Source organism: Flavobacterium sp. FlaQc-52, assembly GCF_044007495.1.
Taxonomy (GTDB): domain Bacteria; phylum Bacteroidota; class Bacteroidia; order Flavobacteriales; family Flavobacteriaceae; genus Flavobacterium; species Flavobacterium cupriresistens.
The window spans coordinates 1-22,411 of the sequence record NZ_JBIPCV010000022.1 but is presented as its reverse complement, the minus strand read 5'-3'; the positions used below and the strand labels follow the sequence as shown (position 1 = coordinate 22,411).

Genomic DNA, 22,411 nt, shown 5'->3' with positions numbered 1-22,411 from the left:
AACGACCTTAAGGTGGTTATTGCGGCGGGGCTCACCTCTTCCCATCCCGAACAGAGTAGTTAAGCCCGCCTGCGCAGATGGTACTGCAGTTATGTGGGAGAGTATGTCGTCGCCTTTCTTTTGAAAACCCTATCCAAATCGGATAGGGTTTTTTGCTTTATAGACTTTTTGGTTGTTGCTTTTTTTAAACCATATAAGTGATGTAAGTTCAGTTTAGATTTACTTTGCGATCCTTGCGTAAATCCTTGCGTGCTTTGCGGTTAAAGCAGCACATATAAGAAACGCCATTATAACTGCTGTAATGATCAAATTTACAGATATAAATTGGGCAGTTTTATCTAAAATTTTTCTTTGTATTGTTTATGAAATCTTTGCGAACTTGATGTTTAAAAGAGGTTAGAGGGTAATTTAGTAAACTGAATGTAATAGTACAGAATAAACAATGGCCAGAATAACGTGAGCAACATCTCTAATGCCTCTCTAATGCCTTAATAACACTTAAATACTCAGGTGTTGATATTGGTAGAATGCCCATAGCAAAATAAAGCGAAATTTGAGGGGTAAGAATGCAAAGAATGATTGTTAGAATTGAAACTATTGCTGTTATCTTAATAGTAGTAATGATTTACAAGATCAAGAGTATTGGAATATAAAAAGTATTACTGATGCCGGAGCTTATGATACAAGTGCAAACATTAGGTATCAAGAATTAAAGACAGAGATACTTGATAATTAAGTGTTTATTTTTTTAGAAAAATATAATAGTATTGAAAGTACTATTCATCTAAAAGACAAATCGAAAAAGTTGTTTTCTTATTTATAATGCGGTAAGTAAGATAACCACCATGCGATTCAATAATACTTTTTGATAATGTCAATCCGATTCCTGCTCCTTCTTTGCGAGTAGTAAAAAAGGGTAAAAATATTTTCTTTTGTATTTCTTTTTCAATACCCCTTCCTGAATCGCTAATCATAATAAAAGTTCTCCTCTCTTTGATTTCGGCGGAAATTATAATTTGTTTTTTTTCCATTCCAGCCAAAGCGTGAATGCAATTTGTCAAAAGGTTAATGAGTACCTGTTCCATTTGTTGATTATCAATGGATATGAGACGGTCGAAAGAAATGGTATTTATGACTTCAATATTTTCTTTTTCAAACAGGATAGTCATAATTTTCAGACCATTTTCAATCCACTTTGATAATTCAGTGCTTTGTTTTTTGGGTGCAGGGAGCATGGCTAATTTGCGATAACTTTCGACAAATTGTTGTAAATGATCGCTTCGTCTTAATATAGTAGACACGCTATTTTTGACATCTTCCAGATCTTCTGTTGAAATGACTTCCTGCTGTACTAATTCTTGCAGATTTTTAGAAATAGATCTTATGGGTGTTATGGAATTCAAAAGTTCATGAGAAATCACATTCATAAGATTTACCCAGGCTTGTTTTTCTTTTTTTTCTATTAAATTTTGAATGGAGTTCAGTAAAATAATAAAATAATCCTGATCATAAATTTCGCTTCTGGAAGTTTGCATTACATAAAGCTGTGCATCTTGGTGCTTAAAGCTTATTCCCAGTGGTATTTTTACTTCCTTAAAATCATTTTTTTCAATAATTTGGTACAGAGAGGGCAGAAATTTTTTAAGATATTTCCACTTTGTTATTTTCGGTATATCAAAATGCTTTGAAAAATAATTATTCATCAAAAAGACATCCCAATCTTCTCCCTCTTTTTTTAGAATAATTATCCCTGTATCTATATTGTTTAAAATGGAACGATAAATAATATCTTTTGAAATTTCTAAACTCTCTTTATTTTTTAAAGTTTCATATAATTGAAATAAGTTCGCATAATTTTTATAAGATTTATGTTTTGAAAAATCGGATGAGAAATCATTATTTAAAATTGAAATAATTGTTTTGTCGTAAAGTAAAAATGCATTTTTTATATAATAACAAATTTCAATAATTAGAAATAAAATGATAAGTAGAAAAAATACAAACGAAAGCAACAAGTTTTTTTTAAGTAGAAATAGGGAAATTTCGGTGCAACAAAGAATTAAAAGTATTTTAAAAATTACGACTTGAAACGTTTTAAAAGATTTGAACATGTTATTTAGTACTAATATTATATTTCTCAAAACGTCTGTATAGTGCTGCTCTGGACAAACCTAATTCCTCTGCTGTTTTTAGGATGTTATTATTGTTTTTTGCTAATATTTTTTCAATAGCAGTTTTTTCAACTGCTGAAAGTTGAATATCCGTATTTTCTATTTTTGTTATTTTTTCCAAATCTAAATCGGAGGAATTAATAAGATTGTTTTCACAGATAATTACGGCACGTTCTATTCGGTTTTCCATTTCTCTTATGTTTCCCTTCCAAGCATGAATTTTTATTTGTTCTAACGCTTTTTCATCAAAGGTTAGAGCATCCTTGTTGTATTTAGTAAGCATTTTATTTAAAAGGTAATGGGCTAATGGGATTTTATCTTCCTCTCTATCTCTTAATGGAGGCAAAGTAATTTCCATTGTATTAATACGATAGTACAAATCTTCACGAAAATTCTTTTCCTCAACCTCTTGTTGTAACTCTAAATTAGTGGCAGTAATAATGCGCACATTTAGAGGTCTCGCAGTTGATTCACCTAATCTCGTTACTGTTTTGGTTTGAATTACCTGCAAAAGTTTAGCTTGCAGATGGAAGGGTACATTTCCGATTTCATCCAAAAAAATAGTTCCGGTTTGGGCCATTTCAAAACGTCCGGCGGTATCGCTATTGGCGTCTGTAAAAGCACCTTTTGCGTAACCAAACAATTCACTTTCAAAAATATTAGAATTTAATGAACCCAGATCTACATGAATAAAAGGATTGTTTCCTCTTTCAGATTGACAATGAATATAATGTGATAAAACATATTTACCTGTTCCATTCTCTCCAAGGATTAAAACATTAGCATCCGTTTTAGCTACTTTATCAGCTAATGAATATGCTTTTTTCATTACCTCTGAATTACTTAAAAAATAATCAGTTGTATTTTTTTTACTATTTGTTTTTTTAATTCCTTTCCGACTTTTATGAACAGCTTGTTTCACAATATCTAACAATTCTTCGTTAGTCCATGGCTTTAAAATATAGTCAAAAGCACCTGATTTTAAAGCTTTGACAGCGGTTTGTATTTTGCCAAAGGAGGTCATCAAAATAACAACAGTAGTTGGTGAAATTGTTTTTATTTCTTTTAATAAACGCAATCCCTCTTTTCCGTCTTCAAATCCTATTCTATAATTCATATCTAACAAGACCACATTAATGCTATTTTCCTTTAATATGTCAATCATATTTGCCGGATTATTAATGGTGTAAATCGATTCAAAATATTTTTTCAATAGCAATTTTGAAGCAAAAAGAATATCTTCTTGATCATCTATAACTAATATGGAAGCGTTAGTCTTGTTCATGATTGTTCATTTTCGTACACACCGTGTTCAAAAACGAACACTTTTCAGATTTCTTTAAAAATAATAACTTAAAAATAAGGCTATTACGAAATTTGGATTTATGGCACAATATTCTCTTTAAGGGTTAGTAAATAATTGCAATGGACAGTAAAGTAGTACGTAAAAGTAGCAAAAATAAATATCTAATAATCTCTTTCATAATTATGTTGTTTTTGGGGTATTTCATTTTTATTTCAGCCACTAAAAAAAGAACCCTCACTATAAAAAAGAGTGAAATAACTATTAAAACAATTGAAAGGAATTCTTTCGAAGATTTCATGTCTTTTCAAGCTAAAGCAGTTCCTTTAAATTCAATGCTGATTAATATTATTGAAGGTGGTGCAGTTCAGGAAATTTTTGTTGAAAATGGCGATCGTGTAATAAAAGGACAGTCATTGGTAAGATTATATAATCCAAATGCTGAGTTGGCTTATATGCAACAAGAAACTGCAATTATTGAGCAAATTAATAATTTGAATAAAGCTAAGCTTGATTTAAGAAATCAAGAATTGAGTTTAGCAAAAGATTTGATTTCAATTGGACATGATTATCAAGATGCTGAAGATTTATATGACTTGAATAAAAAGCTCTTTGAAGAACAAATACTGGCAAAAAGTGAATGGGTGAAGACTAAAGAAAATCTTCGTTTTCAGCAAGAGCGGATGAATATTATTAAACAAAGTGTAAAGAAGGAGAAGCAGGCAAATCAAATCCAAATAGTGCAGCTTAATCAGTCCATTGCGGTTATGAATAAAAGTTTAGAGGTGTTACGAAATAACAAAAAGAATTTTTTAATTACAGCTCCTCTTTCCGGAAGATTATCTTCTTTTGAACCAATTTTGGGTAAGACTTATACTCAGAATACGAGTATCGGGACTATTGATGACAGGAAAGGGTATAAACTTTCAGCAGACGTTGATGAATTCTATCTGGATAGAATAGCAATCGGTCAAAAAGGAACTGTGGATTTTAATGATAAGACCGTTGATGTTCAAATAACAAGAGTAATTCCCGAAGTAAAGAGCGGAAGGTTTCAAGTAGAATTAGATTTTGTGTCCGCAAATAGACTAGATTTAAAGCAAGGTTTAAGTTTCGGAGTTAAATTAAATCTTTCTGAAAAGACAAAGACCAACCTATTGGCTAAGGGAAGTTTCTATGGAGAAACCAGTGGAAAATGGATTTTTGTAGTCAATGGAAATAAAGCTGAACGAAGAGAGATCAAACTAGGTAGAGAAAACCCTTTGTACTATGAAATCATAGGTGGATTGAAAACAGGCGAAAAAGTGATTACTTCTTCCTATAAAGATTATAAACAAGTAGAAGTATTAGACCTACAAGAATAGATAAAAATTTAAAAAAATAACGATGATTGAAATTAAGAATCTTTCAAAAGTTTTTAGAACTGAGGAAGTCGAAACAAAGGCATTAAGTAATATTACTCTAAAAGTGAATCAAGGGGATTTTGTTTCCATTATGGGGCCATCAGGAAGTGGAAAATCAACCTTATTGAATATTTTAGGATTGTTGGATAGTGCTAACAGTGGAAGTTATCAGTTGGTGAATAAAGAAATGGTTGGATTAAAAGAAAAAGACAGATCCAAAGCAAGAAAAGAAAATATTGGATTCATATTCCAAAATTTTAATTTGATTGACGAACTTTCTGTCTACGATAATATAGAACTACCACTAATTTATAATAAGGTTTCGGCGGTAGCACGAAAAAGAAAGATAGAAGTGATAGCTAATAAATTAGGAATTTCTCACCGATTAAAACATTTTCCACAGCAGCTTTCGGGAGGACAACAACAGCGTGTTGCCGTAGCAAGAGCACTAATCAATGATCCATTACTTATTTTAGCTGATGAGCCAACGGGAAATTTGGATAGTAAAAGTGGGAATGAAGTTATAGAATTATTAATGGATTTACACGCTAATGGTGCAACAATTATAATGGTAACACATTCTGAACATGATGCGTCTTTTTCTCAGAGGACCATTTTGATGAAAGATGGTGAAATCGTATTGGAGAAAAATAACAGTAGAAATTTTGATGTATTGGTAAAAGAATCTAAAAATTAAAAAACATGATTAAAAATTGGACTAAAATATTTTTTTTCCACATCAAAAAAGATAAATTATTTTCTGCTCTAAATGTTTTGGGTTTGTCAATTGGAATTGCAGGTGTAATTTTTGCTTTACTGTACTGGAACGATGAACAGAATTACAACGACTGGAATTCTGAAAAGGATAATGTTTATCAGGTGTTAGTTAAATTGGGAGATATGCCTTTTGTTGGAGATAATTCCTTGCGATTAAAAAGTCATTTAGAAAAAGATTCAAATGTTGAAAAAATTGTTTTTGCTGATCGCTGGTATCAAAAGGACAAAATTATTTATAAAGGAAAAAAGGAATCGGTAGATAAAATTATCAATACTGAAAAAGATTTCTTTTCTCTTTTCCCGTTTACAATTATTCAGGGAAATACGATTTCTGCTTTAAAAGATGATACAAGCGTTGCAATATCGGACGACCTTTCCAAAAAACTCTTTGGTAACGAGAATCCGATTGGAAAGCAGTTTTCTCTCTCTAATTCAATGGTGTCTGTGCGAGCTGTATACCATATACCCGGGAATTCGTCATTAGCTCCGGAGATTGTAATGAGCAGAATGAAAGATTTGATGTCTTTAGATAAAAATTCAGGTCTTTTTGTTTTAAAAATTCTTTTAAAAATTAAGGACCCTTCGAAAGTTGATGATACCAGAAAAATGCTGGAAAAGGCTTATTTTGATGAAATTCTTGTTAGAACTGCTAAAGAAGCCGGCTTTACACTTGAAGAGATTACTAAAAAAGCGGGTCGTTTTACAGTCGTAATGGAACCACTTTCAGGAGCAAGATTACATTCTATTACTGATGGATATCCAGAGGGTAGAGGAAATTATCAGTTCTTGCTAATTATGGTAGGCTTATCCGTTTTAATTCTTGTACTGTCTATTTTTAATTATGTTAATATGGCTACTGCCAATGCAGTAAAACGTGCTAAAGAAGTTGGTGTGCGTAAAATCCTGGGTGCGTCAAAAAGTAATATTAGAGTACAGTTTATTTGTGAGACCATATGCATTACTTTATTTTCAATCCTGTTAGCTTCAGTAGTTGTTGAATTAACGCTACCGTATTATAATAATTTTTTAGGCAAAGATCTCAGGTTTATTGGAGAGCAATTCTATTTGCAATTAGTTGTAATATTTATCATAACAGTTTTATTTGCAGGACTTTTCCCGGCGATTTATGTTTCTAATTTTGAAACGCTTAAGGTTCTGAAGGGGAATTTTGGCAGGAGTAAAAATGGAGTTTGGTTAAGAAATGGGATGTTAATTTTCCAGTTTGCTGTTGCCGCATTTTTCATTATTGGATCAAATATTGTCTATGAACAAGTAAAGTATTTAAACAACAAGGATTTAGGCTTTAAAGGGGATCAGGTAATAGCAGTATCATTAAATTTTCCCGATGCAGCATATCAGGTCGAAAAGGTTGGGCAAAATATTTACAATAAATATTCGACTATAAAACAAGAGTTATATAAAATTAAAGGTGTAGAAAGCATTTCTACAGGTTTGTTTTCTTTTGATGGAAGCGATAATTCTTTAGATCCAATTTTGTATCAGGATGTACTTTTTAGAGAAAAGTATATCGGGATGGATTTTGGGATGCTTGACATGATGAAAATTAAAATGGTCAAAGGGAGAGGACTCAATGAAAAATTAGCTTCAGATACTATTAATTCTATTCTGTTGAATGAATCTGCTGTTAAATTAATGAATATGAAAGATCCCATAGGACAGGAAGTTGTAATAAGGGGTCGGAAGTTGAAAGTTGTGGGAATTGTGAAGGACTTTAATTTGTTGAGCCCTGAATCTAAAGTACCTCCGATGACTTTTTTCCATGTCAAAAGTTTGGATATGGCTGCTAATATTAGCCAGGTTTATATCAAAATAAAAGCAGATGATATGGGGAATACAATTGCTGCAATTGAAAAATTCTGGGGAACTCATGTCGATAGAGAATATCCATTTAAGTATGATTTTGTAGATAAACAATATGCAAGAACCTACGAGGCCTATGTAAAACAAAAAGATCTTTTTTCATTGTTAAATGTAGTGGTCATTCTTGTTGCTCTTTTTGGACTTTTTGCTTTGGCTTCTTACTCTATAGAAAGACGAATGAAAGAGATTGCCATCAGAAAAACATTAGGTGCCGAAACCAATGAATTATTGAAAGAATTATCAAAACAATATGTTGTGTTTTGCATTATTGGATTTCTAACCGCATTGTTCCCTGTTTATTACTTTTTAAACAAATGGCTTGAAAATTTCGCATTCAGAGTGGATATCACTTTATTTCCATTTTTATTAGGATTTATTGTGTTGTTAATCCTTACGCTGATTATTGTACTGTCAAGAGCCTATCAGGCAACAAAAAGTGATGTTTTGAAATATTTAAAATATGAATAAAAAGATCGCTCTTACCATTCTCTTTTTAACATTTTCTGCTTTTGTAAGCGGCCAAGATATTTCTTGGACGCTTACAAAATGTATGGAAGTTGCTTTGCAAAATAACATAGATATCAAAATTAGGCAGCTTGAGGTTAAAAGAATAGAAAAATTGCAGAACTCTGTATTAAATCGGATGTTACCCGGTATTACTTTACATGGAGAGGAAGTATATAATTTTGGATCAACGATAGATCCTTCTACGAATGGAAGAGTAAGTTCTAATATCCAACAAGATAATTTTTACCTGAATGCAAGATCAAATTTAATTGATTTTAGCAGTTTTACTAATGCTAAAAAAGACAAGATAAATATTGAATTGGCTCGTGTCGAAAAAGAAGTTTTAGAAAATGAATATAAGCTACAACTTTTAGAAAGTTACTATCAAGCTCTTTATACGCAAGAGTTATTAAAAATTCAGAAGGAAGAACTTGTCCAATCTTTATTTAACTTAAATAGAGTTACAAAGGAAGTTGCTATTGGCAATAAGCCGCAAAGTGATTTGTATGACATGCAGTTAAGTTATTCAGAAGATGAAAATCGGAATCTACAAACAGAGCAATTATATCTAATTAAAAAAAAGGAGTTGTTTCAATTAATGAATGTCTTTGATTTTGATGTTGTCAAAATTAGTTTGGAAACATCCAGAGAAGAAAATTCGCTTAATATTTCCGAAGAAAAGTATAATCCTAAAATAAAATTTTCGCTGCTAAATTATCAAAATAGTATGAAGTCAATAAGTTTAGAAAAGGCAAGTAAATTACCTGTGTTATCGGCTTATTACGGGTATTCTACTTTTTATTATAAAAATATTAATCAAACTACTTCAAATGATTTTTTTGTTCAATTATCAGATAATAAAAATCAGGAAGTAGGCATGCAGTTAGCTATTCCAATTTTTAATGGATTTAGAAGTAATAAAAGAATAAGCGCGGCTAAGATAGAAAGTGAAAAGGCAAAACTTGCAATGGAAAGAGCGAAACAAGAATTGGATAAGGAGCTTGATTTAGAGGAACAAAAGAAAACAAACTATTTAAAACTCAAGCAAAAATTGAATGAAAAACAAATGTTTGCAGAAGCTTCTTTTGGTACTACTCAGGCAAAATTCACTAATGGAAAAATAGAAGCTGTTTTATATGCTACAGTAAAAAATCAATTTCTCGCAGCAAAATATGAAGTTTTAAAAAATGATCTTCAATTACAATATATAGACCTTAAAATAAATTTATTGAAAAATAATAGTTTGTAAAAAATTAATGAAATCAATATGCAAAAAATAAAGAGGTTACTAAAAAACAGTACTATTATGCTATTTATACTATTTTCATTAGTAGTTTTCATTAGCTGTAATAGAAAAAATAAATTTAGAGAGAAATATCATTATTACAGGGCGATTAATGGACGTGATACAGCTGATTTAACAATTTCAAAAAGTAAAAATTATTTTAAGGGTGAATTTAAAATATTTTATGGAAGTAAGGCAATTATGGATTCAGGATATGTAAGGGGTAAAATAGTTGGAGATACATTAATCGGTAATTATTATTATATTTCTTATGGTGGTCAGGGAGAATCTCTACCAATTACACTATTGATGAGGAACAAAAAGTTAATTTATGGTTCCGGTGTTTTAACCAAATGGTTGGGTTTTCGTTATTTTGATACCGAAATACCAATTGATTTTGAATCTCCAAAATACATTTTTGAAAAAATAAATGAAAATGTAAAATAGTTTTAGGGATATTCAAATCCTTAAATTTTCAGATCTTCTCGCGATTTTTGAGTCACTTTGAAATAAAAAAAAGTCCTAATTTTCATTAGGACTTTTTTGGTGGAGAGAGCAGGATTCGAACCTATTGTTGTGAAGCCCTGTTTATACTGCATTTTTAATATTTTTAACGGGTTCGAAAACTACTGCGCTGCGATTCTGTCACCATAATTTTCGATATTTTAATAAATATTGAACCTTTAACTTGTTTTAAATGAATGTTGTAATTCTTATTGTTTCAAGTGTAAAACCTCCAAATATTTTTTTACAAATATGGATTTCTTAGTTGTCTAATATTAGTGTAACTTTATGATTGGTTTTATAGTATTTGATAAACCTTTCTTAATTTGTAATTGGTTTTGAGTAGTACTTCTTTTTGAACCAAAAAGCCAGGTTTACTAATGCAATAAGAGCAGGTACTTCTACTAGTGGTCCTATAACTCCAGCAAATGCCTGACCGCTGTTTATTCCAAAAACTCCAATTGCTACGGCAATGGCCAGTTCAAAATTATTTCCTGTTGCCGTAAAAGCTATTGCAGCAGTTTTTGAATAATCAGCTCCGAAGTATTTTCCAATAAGAAAGCTGACTATAAACATGATTATAAAATAAATTATCAGGGGCATTGCAATACGTACAACATCCATTGGAATATGAACAATAAGTTTTCCTTTTAGACTGAACATCACTATAATTGTAAAAAGTAAAGATATCAGTGTAATTGGTGAAATAAAACATACATATTTAGTTTCAAACCAATGAGAACCTTTTAGTGCTATAAGAGTATAACGACTTACGATTCCGAGTGCAAAAGGAATACCTAAATATATGCCGACACTCTCGGCGATCTGTGCAATACTGATATTTACTTCAAAACCGTTGTACCCAAAATAAGGAGGGAGAATGGTAATAAAGATATACGCTGTAAAGCAAAACTTGAAAAATACTGTTAAGTGCTATCAGACCAGCAGCATATTCTCTATTTCCATCTGCCAGATCATTCCATACAACAACCATAGCAATACAGCGTGCCAGACCGATAAGAATAACTCCGATCATGTATTGAGGATATCCGTTTAAAAACAGCAGAGCTAATAAAAACATCAAGATAGGACCCACAATCCAGTTTAGGAATAAGGAAGTAGCTAGAACTTTAGTATTTTTGAAAACCTGTCCCATCTGTTCATATTTTACTTTAGCTAACGGCGGATACATCATAAGAATAAGTCCAATGGCAAGAGGAATATTTGTTGTTCCGCTTGAAAAAGAATTGATAAAATCACCGCTGGAAGGAATGAAATATCCTATTGATACGCCGACAGCCATAGCAATGAAAATCCAAAGTGTTAAATATCGATCAAGGAAACTTAATTTTTTGCCTCTTAAGGTTGGCGTAAAGTTATCTGCTAACATTTTGATATTTGATTTTTGAAAATATATAAAACATTTCGGTTCCAATTTGAAGACTTCGCTTAAGATATATTTCTTTTTGCTCTGGTGTACCGTCAGAAATTTTGGGGTCTTCAAAAGTTATTGGAATTCGTTTTTCTGCACCAGCTATAAAAGGACATCCTGCGTCAGCCTGTGAACAGGTCATTATTGCTGCAAATTCGCTTTCCGGGTTGAATTCATCATCATAAGCTTTAGAAAAACCAATCACAGGAAATTCATTCGCTGAGTACTTTATAGAATATACCGGGTTTGTTCCTTCAGATATTGTTTTAACCTTAAATCCTGAAATCTGCAAAGTTTCTGCTACCATAGGAAATAGAGCTGTAGTTTCCGTTCCACCTGAATAGCATGTAACACTCTTTATTTTATAATAGGCAGCAGCGGTCTGTGCCCAGACCTGCGATAAATGACTCCTTCTGGAATTATGGGTGCAGATTAAATTCAATCTGATTTCCAGTTTATTATCTGTTTTATTTTGAATATAATCAATCAATGGCTGTACAGCACTTTTTCGATCTTCTGAAATTTGCTCAAAATCAAACAAATTAATTGTTTTTTTAATCTCGGAATATAACATAGTTTTATTGGCTGTAATGGTTTAAAAATGTTTAATAGTTAGCAGCATCCTCCGCCTGGCTTACAAGAATTGGTGTTGTCAGAATTTAATTGCGATAATTTTACTTTGGGCTTATCCAACGGAATTCCGCACTGTTCCTGAGCAAGGCAGGCTGTCTGCTTATTTAGTAAAATGAAATTTGAACCATTAAAATCTAAATCATATTTACCGATAGTAGTGTCTTGGTATTCTACTTCAATTTCATGATCTTCAATACCAAGAACTTTCTGAGATAGTTCAATTATATGAATTAGTTTTTGAGGTTTGAGTCTGTGCTCATAATCATTAGCATCCCAAAGTTGGAAATTTACTACAGTTTCTACTCTTACGGTTCCTCCGCAGTCTATGAAGTTTTTAGTAATTAAACCAATTTCGGTTACGTGAAAGTATTCCGGAACAAGTTTCCCATTTGGCAATTCAAAATTTACGGCATGTGCTGTTTTTAATACTTCTTTAATTTCTGAAAGTTTCATAATTTTATATATTTAGTTAAACTATTTCTTCTTTTAATAAGAGTTAAATGATAAGACTGCTTCTTCTTTCTAGAAGAACGGTATCTCTCCAAATTCCATTTTGTTTTCCAATTTTTTCTCTTATTCCAAGTATTCTAAACCCTGCTTTTTCATGTATGCGAAGACTTGCTATATTCTCAGGAAAGATTCCAGCCTGTAGTGTCCAGATCCCTTCTGTTTCACTTTTCTTTACAAGTTCATTTAAAAGCATAAAACCTATTCCTTTTCCGGAATGAGCAGGATCAGCATATACACTTACTTCTGCAACTCCGGCATAAACGCAGCGAGAAGAAACAGGAGTTAGAGCAGCCCAGCCTATTAGTCTGTTGTTACTTTCGATTACAATTCTGCAGGACGAAAGATGTGACTGATCCCACTCTTCCCACGACGGAGCGCTGGTTTGAAAAGTAGCATTGCCAGCCTGTATTCCTTTTTCGTAAATTAATTTGACCTGCGGCCAGTCTTCAGCTAAAAGTTTTCTGATTTCCATATCTATTAAATTAGCAGCATTCATTTCTTTTTTTAGCAAGATGATCTGATATATGTTCAAAGAAGCCTTTTATCTTTTCAAGCCCAGGTTCATTGATACAGTAGCAGATAGAGTTTCCTTCTATGCTTCCTTTAATTAAACCGGCAGTTTTTAGTTCTTTTAGATGCTGCGAAACTGTTGGCTGAGAGAGAGGAAGTTCATTTACAATATCCCCGCAGATGCAGGTATCTACCTTTAATAAATATTCTATTATAGCAATACGTGCAGGATGACCTAATGCTTTAGCTAATACTGCCAGTTCATTCTGGCTGGCTGTAAAAAAATCTGTTTTTGTAATTCCCATCGGTATATATTTATATTGCAATATTACGATATAGTTTTTAAAGAAAAAAGCAAAAGGTATCGGTTTTTATTGTAAAGCAAAAAAAGAAGCTCAAAATGAGCTTCTTTTTTATTTAATGTTTCCCATTTCCATGACCATTTCCATGACCATTTCCGTGATTACCATTATCATGTTTGTCTTTGTTGTTTCCTTTCCCCGGTTTTTGTCCGATTGTTTTTTGAGGTTTTCCTTTATATCCTTTCCCATATTTTGATTTATGGTTTTTGAAATTATCATAAGGACTATTTCCTCTATAGTCAGTCAATACTACTTTGTATTCATTATATAAATCATAATTTCTATAAACAGAAGGTAATGATCTGTTTCTGATCCATCTTCCGTTACTGATGTATACATAATTTGAGGAGCTTACATCGTAGTATGCTTCAAGATCGGGCAGGTAGTAATAACGAGCATTATCGTAACCAACCGGTCCCCATGCGGGAGGAGTTCCAATGTTTACATTTACGGATACTTGCGCATGTGAGTTGCTAAAATAAAGGAACAAAATTCCGATCATAAGATATTTTAGAGTTTTCATAATTTTATTTTTTAGTGTTAAAATTTATAAAAAGCAAAAATAAGGCCAAAATGGTTATTATTGATCTAATTTTCACTTGTACTTCTATGTTTGTATTGATGGCAACAGAGCCAATCGATTAAGAGTGAAACGTAAATTAATTAAAAAGCCTTTTCTCGTAATTAAGAAAAGGCTTAGAAAAATTATTTCTGATTAATTTTAATCTTTTATGGACAATGGTTTGCATCAATAAAATCTCCAATTCTACCTCCGGCGGCAATTACTTGACTTTTAGTAATACCATTAGAAGTGGCTGGTAAGTTGAAATAACTGTATGGATTATTACCAGTTGTAGTTATAACGGTAGAGAAAATATTTAGTCCATTAAAATAAGTATCTATGATAATAGCATCAGCAGCTACTTGACTTTCAACACCGCTTAAGCGCACTGCACCAAGTTGGAAGAATCCATTCATAGTTTGATCTCCACCTTGACCTCGATCAATAGACCAGGCATTATTTCCTTGAGCTTGTGTGTAAGTTACACCACCAATAGTAAGTCCGTTTAACCAAAATTGGCTTGCTCCATTGTTTTCAGAACCATTTGCGAAGAAAAATCCTTGTGAAAAAGAACAATAGGATTCAATAGGACAACCTGGTCCAGGAATAGTTCCCTGATTGCATGAAGTACCGGCTTTGATCCATGCGATAGCAGTTTCTGATATGCTGTATCCTCGATCAAATTTTAGTACTAAAGTCCATGATGTAGCGGCCTGAAGATCATTGAACTTAACAAAATTATTTGTAATAGCTTGAGGGTTACAAGTAGTACCGGAACCTTCAGTAGGCACCAGATTGGCTGGACTGCCATTTACAGTTCCCCAAATAATATCAGCAAAAGTTGCACTCTGATCTCTACAATTGTTTAAATCGATTATAAAATGACTTAAATTTTTTGCATTTGCTTTAAGACGTGTGATCACATACGTCCAAATTGTTCCATCTGCACTAACTGTAACAGAAATATTGTAATCTCCCCATTGACTTGTGGAAGAGGATGAAGGTTTGGCACTAGATGCAGGCACTGTTGCATCTGGGTTTACTAATACAGGCTCATTACTACAACCAAATGTGGAAAAAATCACAATTACTAAGAAAATTAATTTTTTCATCTTGTTAAATATTTAAGTAATTAATTAAAAATTACCATCAATAGTATAGCGAGCTTTAAAGTAGAGGCAGGGAGCGCTTTTGATCGAAATTATTCTGCAAGTTGATATAAAAAAATAGAATGGTTTAATTGATTTGTTGTTCTGTTAAATTGTTGTTTAGGTGCTTTTTTCTGGGCGTAGTGTAAATTCTACGTCTTAAAAATTTTAATGACTAGCTTTTCGAAAGTGTATTTCTATTAACTATAATTTGCGGCGGCAACTGTTCTTTTTGTTTCTTTTTGTTTCTTTTTTAATTGTTTGATTTAATTTATAGAATCAGAATAATGTAAATAAAGAACTTATTTTTTTGAGCAACAGACTATATAAATTACATAGAAAGCACAACCAAAAATTCAGAAATTACAATGCCGTAATAATAAACTCACTTCGTCTGTTTTGTTGGTGCTCCTCTTCTGTACAAGGAACGTCATCAGCACATTTGTTTACGAGTTCTGTTTCTCCATATCCTCTTCCGGTTAATCGGTTTGGTGCAATACCGTTTTTAATTAACCAGCTGATAGTAGATTTAGCTCTGTTGTTTGACAAGACCTCATTGTATTTAAAAGAGGCACGACTATCGGTATGAGAGCGAATATCGATTTTCATTGTTGGGTAATCATTTAATGTAGCCAATATTTTTTCTAAATCCAAAGCAGCTTCGGGACGGATGTTATATTTGTCCAAGTCGAAATAGATCATTTTTATACCAAAACATTTTCCTAAATCATCTCCCACAGTTACTTTACAGGTAGATTTTTCAAGAGCAATAGATAAGGTCGTTTTTCCGGTTGTTTTTTCGATAGTAATGCTTACTTCTCTAGTGGTATAGTCGGTTTTTTCGGCTCTTACATTATAAGTTTTACCACATTCGACAGGAAAACTATAAGATCCCTTAGCATCTGCAATTGTTGTACCTTCTGCTTCCATTTGATTGTTGAACAAAGTTACTTTTGCTCCGGGTAAAATAGCCCCTGTTTCAGCATCAGTAATAAGTCCGCTTAGTTCTTGGATGCATTTTAGCCTTTTGGTTTCCAGAAATTTATATATATCATCAGAACCTTGTCCACCGTCTTTATTGGAACTAAAATACCCTTTTCTCGAAACAGGGTCAATGATGTAGGCAAAGTCATCTTTTGGAGAATTAACATCATTTCCGAGGTTTTGAATGTTACGAATGGTTCCGTCTTTTGCAATTTCACCCACAAAAACATCCAGACCACCAAGTCCGGGATGCCCGTCAGAGGCAAAATAGATTTCATTCTCATTGGTCACATACGGGAAAGTTTCCTTGCCCTCGGTATTGATACTGTTACCTAAGTTTTCAGGCGTTCCGAAGTCACCATTACTGTTTATGGCTACTTTGAAAATATCAGACTGTCCCAATGTTCCGGGCATATCAGAAGCAAAGTATAATGTTTTTTCGTCCGGACTCAGAGCAGGATGAGCAGTACTGTAATTGTCACTGTCAAAAGATAATGGTGTTACATTGGCCCATTTACCATTTTCGAGAGTCGCTTTGTATATTTTTATTAAAGTAGTTTTATTGGCATCTTTTCCTTTTTTTCCTGTTAGATAATTGTTTCTTGTAAAATAAATCGTTTTACCATCTTTAGTAAAGACCGGTGAGGATTCATGAAATTTGGTGTTTAATGCATTTTTTATCTTTGATACTTTAACAGAATCCACATCGGCCATGTAGATGTTGGTAAAATATTCATTTGTCCATTTGTGTTTGCGTTGTGAAAAATTTCCGGTGTCTCTAGCCGAAGCAAAATAGACTTTATTGTTGTGTACAAAAGTTCCATAATCGGAATACTTTGAATTAATACCTGCGTTTTCAATGGTATAACGACCGGAGTTTTCTTTAATCTGATCCAGATAGTTTAAATTTCCGGCATAAAGTTTACCTCTGCTGTCATTTTTGAATTTTGAATCAAATTCATCCAAAATTTTGTTTGCTTTATCTATTTGTCCGGTTGACTTTAAAGATTGAGCATATCTGTAATAATACTCCGATTCTACATTGGTATTCATGGCAAATAATTCGCCGTACCATTTTGCCGAACCTTCAAATTCAGAGTTAAAATAATAGGAGTTACCTAGTTTTTTGAACATATCTTCAGACTTGTATCCTTTTTCGGCCACACGTTCATAAGTCTTTATGGCATCGATATAGGCATAATGATCGTATTTTTTATCGCCGGAATTTACTTTCGACTGCTGAGAATAACTGTCAAATGAAAAAACAATAATAATTGTCAGACAAAGTAGGATATAATTTTTCATGATTATCATTTTTAGAAGAAACGAGGAGTTGTCATTTTACCTTTATTGGAGAAGAATTCATATCGTAAGAATATTTCATGCGATCCTGAATTGTAGTTGTTTAGTCTCGTAGTTTCACGATCGTAACCATATCCAATATATAAACCATCTGTGACTTGAAATCCGACCATCGCACTGAGTGAAGCGCTCCATCTGTAAGCTAAACCGGCAACAAATTTATCGTTGAACATAAAGTTGGCAGAAACATCTACTTGTAAAGGAGCACCTTGTACCATTTTAACCAATGCGGCCGGTTTGAATTTGATGTATTGGTAATGATCTAAATTAAAAACGTAACCGGTCATGAAATAATAATTGATTTTATCTTTGTAGATCGCGATATCATTATCATCATAACGATTGGTTTCAATAAAGTTTGGTACCGATAGTCCAACATAAGCTTTATCAGAATGCCAGTAAACCCCAGCTCCGATATTAGGAGAGAATTTACTGCTGAAATCTTGAAATTGCGGATCTCCCTGATCAGCTGGGTTCAATTTATTAATATCTAAATTGAATAAATTAGCAGATCCCTTGATCCCAAACGAAATTTTAGATTCGGCAGAGACCTGAATGCTATACGAGAGATCTGCAGAAAGAGTGTTTTCATTGGTGGGTCCGATTTTGTCGCTCACCAATGAAACTCCAACTCCCAGATTGCTATTGTTTATAGGTGTGTTAACCGAAAGGGTACCCGTCTCAGGTGCGCCGTCAAGTCCCACCCATTGTGTACGATATAAACCGAAAACACTTAATACTCCTCGGGATCCCGCATATGCCGGATTGATGTTTATGGTGTTATACATGTATTGCGTATACTGTGCATCTTGTTGTGCATGACTGGCAATTGCAGTAAACATTATGACGAATAAAATTAATTTTGTTCTCATAGCAGTTATTTATTATACCAATTATTTTTATCAATTTTTGTGATTCAATCTCAGGGAAGTCTGTTTTTATTTGGATAAATACAGATAACCACTTTTTTTATGATTTTGAGCTACGTTATTTCCATCTAACGATTTATAGGTAATGATGTAGAAATAAGTACCTGTTGGCAAACCATCAGATTGTTTAATGGTTGTTCTTCCTCTGGAAGTTCCGTCGAATACATTGGTTGTGTTATTGTAATTAACAGCATCAAACACTAATACTCCCCAACGATTGTATATTTCTACCGTATTTTCAGGATAACAGCTTGTTTCATCGATATTATCAATTTGGAAATAATCGTTTTTACCATCACCATTTGGAGAGAAAGCATTGTGTATTAAAACGCTTTGACAGGCCAGTACACTACAATCATCGTTTATTTCCATACTTACACGAATAGTCTTCGGACAGTTTTCATCTGCGACGGAGTATTCAAATGCATACGTGCCTAATGCTAGTCCAAACGAATTAAGGATGTTGCCCTGTAGCGCATTACTATTACTGCTATCAATCCATGTTCCGGTCAACGGAGTGTTTGGAGGAAGTAAAGTATCTAAGTTAAGAGGAGTTGAATCCGCTTTACAAGCTGTACTGTTGATATTGATTACTTCTTGTGGAACTACCGTTATAGTAACAGTTGCCGTGTCACAGATGTCCGGAATTGCTTTAATACAAATTTGATAGTTATACGTATACGTTCCAGCTGGAGTTAAACTCGATACCGTTACATTACCCGAAGCATCAATTGTTATATTCGGATCCGTTTTAGAATTAGCATTGTTTATATCACTCAATAAGGTGAAGTTTACTAGTTCTATTGTAGTTTTTGTATTATCAATGAAGTCATTGTCAAGAACATTACCCACTACTCCAAAAGTGTTACAACCAATATTGGAATATGTATCATCATTAGCTAATATAGCCGGTGGAGCAATGATGGTTACCGTTACAGTTGCTGTATCACAGTTGCCTGCATTGTCAGCCTCACAAATTTGATACACTAATGTTAAAGTACCTATTGGTGCATTTGGAAGAATATTAACACTACCATCTGAATTTAATTGCAAGAACTCGTTTGGTGTTACGGTTGAAATAATAACATCCGATGGTTTTACAACTACACCTTCAATAGTATCATTTGGTAATACATTCAGCACATTTGGAGTGATTTGATTTACACTAGGAAATGGACCGGCAGTATCGTCATTGGCCACAATGTCTCTAACTAATTTGCAATTAACACCAAAATCAGCATTTAGATGAATCAAATCTTGAGGAGTTACAGTGACCATATAACTGCTTGGACTTGTTGTTTGACAAACGTTATGCAATTGTGCCTGGTTTACTTTAGAGGTAATATTTTTACCTGCTCCTGATGGAAGCACTTTTACTAAACCAGTTGCTCCGAGTGTTGTAGCAACAGCATCCAGATTAACATCTCTTACCAATTTTATCGTATAATCTCCATTAGGATTTGCTGTTTCAGGTCGGTCTCTCCAGTATCCTGCTATACCTACAATAACTTCTTTATGATAACCGTTAGGCCCATCAATAATCACATTAGGTGTTAACGCATTACCAAAACCTCCTTCATTTAATTCTCCAACATTTTGAGGACCGATAAAATTGCCATCGCCATTAAGATCAATCCATTCCCATTGGCTATAGTCGATTGCACCATTTGCGTCAGGAGTATTTTTGGTTACAATTCCATCATTATTGGCATCGTACCATTCGTCTTGAATTCCGTTACTGTTGGTGTCGTACCAAACATAATCTCCTAAAACAGGTCGAGTTGATGATCCGTATAAGAAATTATGCACTTGAAATTTACATTCTTCAAGAGTAGTAAAGAACAAACTGGAATCCACCGGATACAATTGGTATGCGCTACCTAAATTAGCATCCTGAACCTGAAGCAGGTAACTTCCCACTGGTACACCAGTGAAGTTATACGAACCATCAGCAGCGGTTATGCGCAATAGAATTGGACCTGTTGTAGTACCTTGTGGAATTAATGTTACCGGTACGTTGGCAATAGGTGTATTGGTATCAGCATTAATAATTTGTCCGGATATTTTTACTTTGTAATCCGGTTGTGTTATGACAACGGTAGTTGTTGCTGTACAAGTTTGGTTTCCATTGTTAACTGACGATGTTGCCGTTAAGGTATAAGTACCAGCGGGTAAGTTTGTATTTCCAACAACTTCATTGTTTTGATTTCTAATTACAACTGTAGCACCAGGACTACTTGTAATCATGATAGAACCATCAGTACCACCAAGACAAGTTACGTTCGAAGCAATTCCGCTTACGGACACTTTATTTTCGACAGTAAAGGTTTGCACCAGTTCTGTTTTATTACCAGCACAATCTGTAAGGGTGTAAGTTCTGGTTAAGATATAAGCATTTCCATCACAACCACTTCCTCCGTTATTGGTGTCAGTTACGGTGATTGTTACATTTGAATCACAATTGTCAGAAACATTCGTTACATCTTGTGGTGTACCGGCTGGGATAACAGCTATGCTCTCTAAACCGGTAACATCTGTAGGAACAGTCCCCGTTGGAGCTGTTGTATCTCTCACGGTTATAATTTGAACATAAGATGTAGTGTTACCAGAGCAATCCGTTGCTGTCCAGGTACGTGTTAAGGTATAATTAGAATCACATTGATTTTGAATATCACTTTTTGTTTCAGTGAAAACAATTGGTAAATCTGAAGTACAACTGTCTGAAACTACTAGTTGAGCAGGGGCAGGAACAGCGTCACAAGAAACAGTACTATCTTTTGGAAGATCTCCGATAAATATTGGTTTACTGGTATCTTCAATTGTAATCACTTGCGTGAAAACATCAGAAGTATTTCCACAATCGTCTTTAACGGTCCAAGTGTTAGTATAAGTTCCAGCGTTAGCACAACCTTCAGAGGCTACAAAAGCACCGCTTGTTTTTACGATATTCAAAACATCACCATCACAAGAGTCAGTAGCAACTGGGAATTGTGTTTGAGCAGTTGTCAAAGCTGTTGCATCACTACATTGAACAGTTACGTTTAATGTTCCAGCCTCAGTTGTCCAAGTTGGAGCACTGGTATCTTCAATAGTAATCACTTGAGTGTAAACATCTGAAGTGTTACCACAATCATCTTTTACAGTCCAGGTATTGGTATAAGTTCCGGCATTAGTACAACCTTCAGAGGCCACAAAAGCACCACTTGTTTTTACGATATTAGAAACATCACCATCGCAAGAATCAGTAGCAACTGGGAATTGTGTTTGAGCAGTAGTCAAAGCTGTTGCATCACTACATTGAACAGTTACGTTTAATGTTCCGGCCTCAGTTGTCCATGTTGGAGCAGTGGTATCTTCAATAGTAATCACTTGCGTGAAAGTATCAGAAGTATTACCACAATCATCTTTAACCGTCCAAGTATTAGTATAAGTTCCTGCATTTGCACAACCTTCAGAGGCTACAAAAGCACCACTTGTTTTTAAGATATTCGAAACATCACCATCACAAGAATCAGTAGCAACCGGGAATTGTGTTTGAGCAGTAGTCAAAGCTGCCATATCACTACATTGAACAGTTACGTTTAATGTTCCGGCCTCAGTTGTCCAAGTTGGAGCAGTGGTATCTTCAATAGTAATCACTTGAGTGTAAGCATCTGAAGTGTTACCACAATCATCTTTAACAGTCCAGGTATTGGTATAAGTTCCAGCGTTAGCGCAACCTTCAGAAGCCACAAAAGCACCGCTGTTTTTTACGATATTCGAAACATCACCATCACAAGAATCAGTAGCTACTGGGAATTGAGCTTGAGCATTAGCCAAAGCTGTTGCATCACTACACTGAACAGTAACGTTTAATGTTCCAGGCTGATTTGTCCATGTTGGAGCAGTAGTATCTTCGATTGTAATCACTTGCGTGAAAGTATCAGAAGTATTACCACAATCATCTTTAACAATCCAAGTATTGGTATAAGTTCCAGCGTTAGCACAACCTTCAGAAGCTACAAAAGCACCACTTGTTTTCACGATATTAGAAACATCACCATCACAAGAATCAGTAGCAACTGGGAATTGTGTTTGAGCAGTAGTCAAAGCTGTTGCATCACTACATTGAACAGTAGCATTTAATGTTCCAGGCTGAGTTGTCCAAG

Annotated in this window: 16 protein-coding genes, 1 rRNA gene and 1 pseudogene; 6 read left to right on the top strand and 12 right to left on the bottom strand. The window is 33.7% G+C overall.

Annotation, left to right across the window (positions count from 1 at the left end):
• The first annotated feature begins 8 nt into the window (after window positions 1-8).
• Window positions 9-118 (top strand): 5S ribosomal RNA (gene rrf / locus ACHRV5_RS22170).
• Between the two features lie 658 nt (window positions 119-776).
• On the opposite strand, the gene ACHRV5_RS22165 is transcribed toward rrf, so the two are convergent.
• Entirely contained in the window at window positions 777-2,012 is a 1,236-nt protein-coding gene (locus ACHRV5_RS22165; protein ID WP_395428297.1) for a sensor histidine kinase, read from the bottom strand.
• Window positions 2,013-2,112: 100 nt separating this feature from the next.
• Window positions 2,113-3,456: a sigma-54-dependent transcriptional regulator gene (locus tag ACHRV5_RS22160; RefSeq protein ID WP_395428295.1), complete on the bottom strand. Its 1,344-nt coding sequence runs from the start codon at window positions 3,454-3,456 to the stop codon at window positions 2,113-2,115.
• A gap of 140 nt (window positions 3,457-3,596) precedes the next feature.
• Here ACHRV5_RS22160 and ACHRV5_RS22155 point away from each other — a divergent pair, with 140 nt between their 5' ends.
• The 5 genes from ACHRV5_RS22155 to ACHRV5_RS22135 are packed head-to-tail and all read left to right on the top strand — an operon-like array spanning window position 3,597 to window position 9,774.
• Window positions 3,597-4,838, top strand: a complete 1,242-nt coding sequence (locus ACHRV5_RS22155; protein ID WP_395428293.1) for an efflux RND transporter periplasmic adaptor subunit — start codon at window positions 3,597-3,599, stop codon at window positions 4,836-4,838.
• A gap of 22 nt (window positions 4,839-4,860) precedes the next feature.
• Window positions 4,861-5,574: an ABC transporter ATP-binding protein gene (locus ACHRV5_RS22150; protein WP_395428291.1), complete on the top strand. Its 714-nt coding sequence runs from the start codon at window positions 4,861-4,863 to the stop codon at window positions 5,572-5,574.
• A 5-nt stretch (window positions 5,575-5,579) separates the two neighbouring features.
• Complete coding sequence (locus tag ACHRV5_RS22145) at window positions 5,580-8,003, top strand: ABC transporter permease (protein ID WP_395428289.1); 2,424 nt, start codon at window positions 5,580-5,582, stop codon at window positions 8,001-8,003.
• On the top strand, window positions 7,996-9,291 hold the full coding sequence (locus tag ACHRV5_RS22140; RefSeq protein ID WP_395428287.1) for a TolC family protein: 1,296 nt from the start codon (window positions 7,996-7,998) through the stop codon (window positions 9,289-9,291). Before ACHRV5_RS22145 ends, ACHRV5_RS22140 begins: the two co-directional genes overlap by 8 nt.
• 57 nt (window positions 9,292-9,348) lie before the next feature.
• Window positions 9,349-9,774, top strand: coding sequence for a hypothetical protein (locus tag ACHRV5_RS22135; protein ID WP_395428285.1), 426 nt, complete (start codon window positions 9,349-9,351; stop codon window positions 9,772-9,774).
• Between the two features lie 378 nt (window positions 9,775-10,152).
• On the opposite strand, the pseudogene arsB reads toward ACHRV5_RS22135, so the two are convergent.
• The 10 genes and pseudogenes from arsB to ACHRV5_RS22085 form a co-directional block, all read right to left on the bottom strand.
• Window positions 10,153-11,221 (bottom strand): annotated as a pseudogene (gene arsB / locus ACHRV5_RS22130) (ACR3 family arsenite efflux transporter).
• Window positions 11,208-11,837 carry a low molecular weight phosphatase family protein gene (locus ACHRV5_RS22125; RefSeq protein WP_395428283.1) on the bottom strand — a complete coding sequence of 210 codons (630 nt, stop codon included), beginning with the start codon at window positions 11,835-11,837 and terminating at the stop codon, window positions 11,208-11,210. The pseudogene arsB and the gene ACHRV5_RS22125 overlap by 14 nt, the downstream one beginning before the upstream one ends.
• Before the next feature lie 38 nt (window positions 11,838-11,875).
• Window positions 11,876-12,349 carry a DUF6428 family protein gene (locus ACHRV5_RS22120; RefSeq protein WP_395428281.1) on the bottom strand — a complete coding sequence of 158 codons (474 nt, stop codon included), beginning with the start codon at window positions 12,347-12,349 and terminating at the stop codon, window positions 11,876-11,878.
• 43 nt (window positions 12,350-12,392) lie between these two features.
• Window positions 12,393-12,878: a GNAT family N-acetyltransferase gene (locus tag ACHRV5_RS22115; RefSeq protein ID WP_395428279.1), complete on the bottom strand. Its 486-nt coding sequence runs from the start codon at window positions 12,876-12,878 to the stop codon at window positions 12,393-12,395.
• A 10-nt stretch (window positions 12,879-12,888) separates the two neighbouring features.
• The gene (locus ACHRV5_RS22110; RefSeq protein WP_047779333.1) at window positions 12,889-13,221 is read right to left on the bottom strand and encodes a helix-turn-helix transcriptional regulator; all 333 of its coding nucleotides are present in this window, start codon (window positions 13,219-13,221) and stop codon (window positions 12,889-12,891) included.
• 112 nt (window positions 13,222-13,333) lie between these two features.
• Window positions 13,334-13,801, bottom strand: coding sequence for a hypothetical protein (locus ACHRV5_RS22105; protein ID WP_395428277.1), 468 nt, complete (start codon window positions 13,799-13,801; stop codon window positions 13,334-13,336).
• Between the two features lie 206 nt (window positions 13,802-14,007).
• Window positions 14,008-14,952, bottom strand: a complete 945-nt coding sequence (locus ACHRV5_RS22100; RefSeq protein WP_047779335.1) for a hypothetical protein — start codon at window positions 14,950-14,952, stop codon at window positions 14,008-14,010.
• A 399-nt stretch (window positions 14,953-15,351) separates the two neighbouring features.
• Complete coding sequence (locus tag ACHRV5_RS22095) at window positions 15,352-17,277, bottom strand: OmpA family protein (protein ID WP_395428275.1); 1,926 nt, start codon at window positions 17,275-17,277, stop codon at window positions 15,352-15,354.
• An 11-nt stretch (window positions 17,278-17,288) separates the two neighbouring features.
• Window positions 17,289-18,206 (bottom strand): type IX secretion system membrane protein PorP/SprF, encoded by a 918-nt coding sequence (locus ACHRV5_RS22090; RefSeq protein WP_395428273.1) that lies wholly within the window; start codon window positions 18,204-18,206, stop codon window positions 17,289-17,291.
• Between the two features lie 66 nt (window positions 18,207-18,272).
• Window positions 18,273-22,411 (bottom strand): gliding motility-associated C-terminal domain-containing protein (locus ACHRV5_RS22085; RefSeq protein ID WP_395428271.1); only part of this gene is annotated, 4,139 nt, incomplete at its 5' end.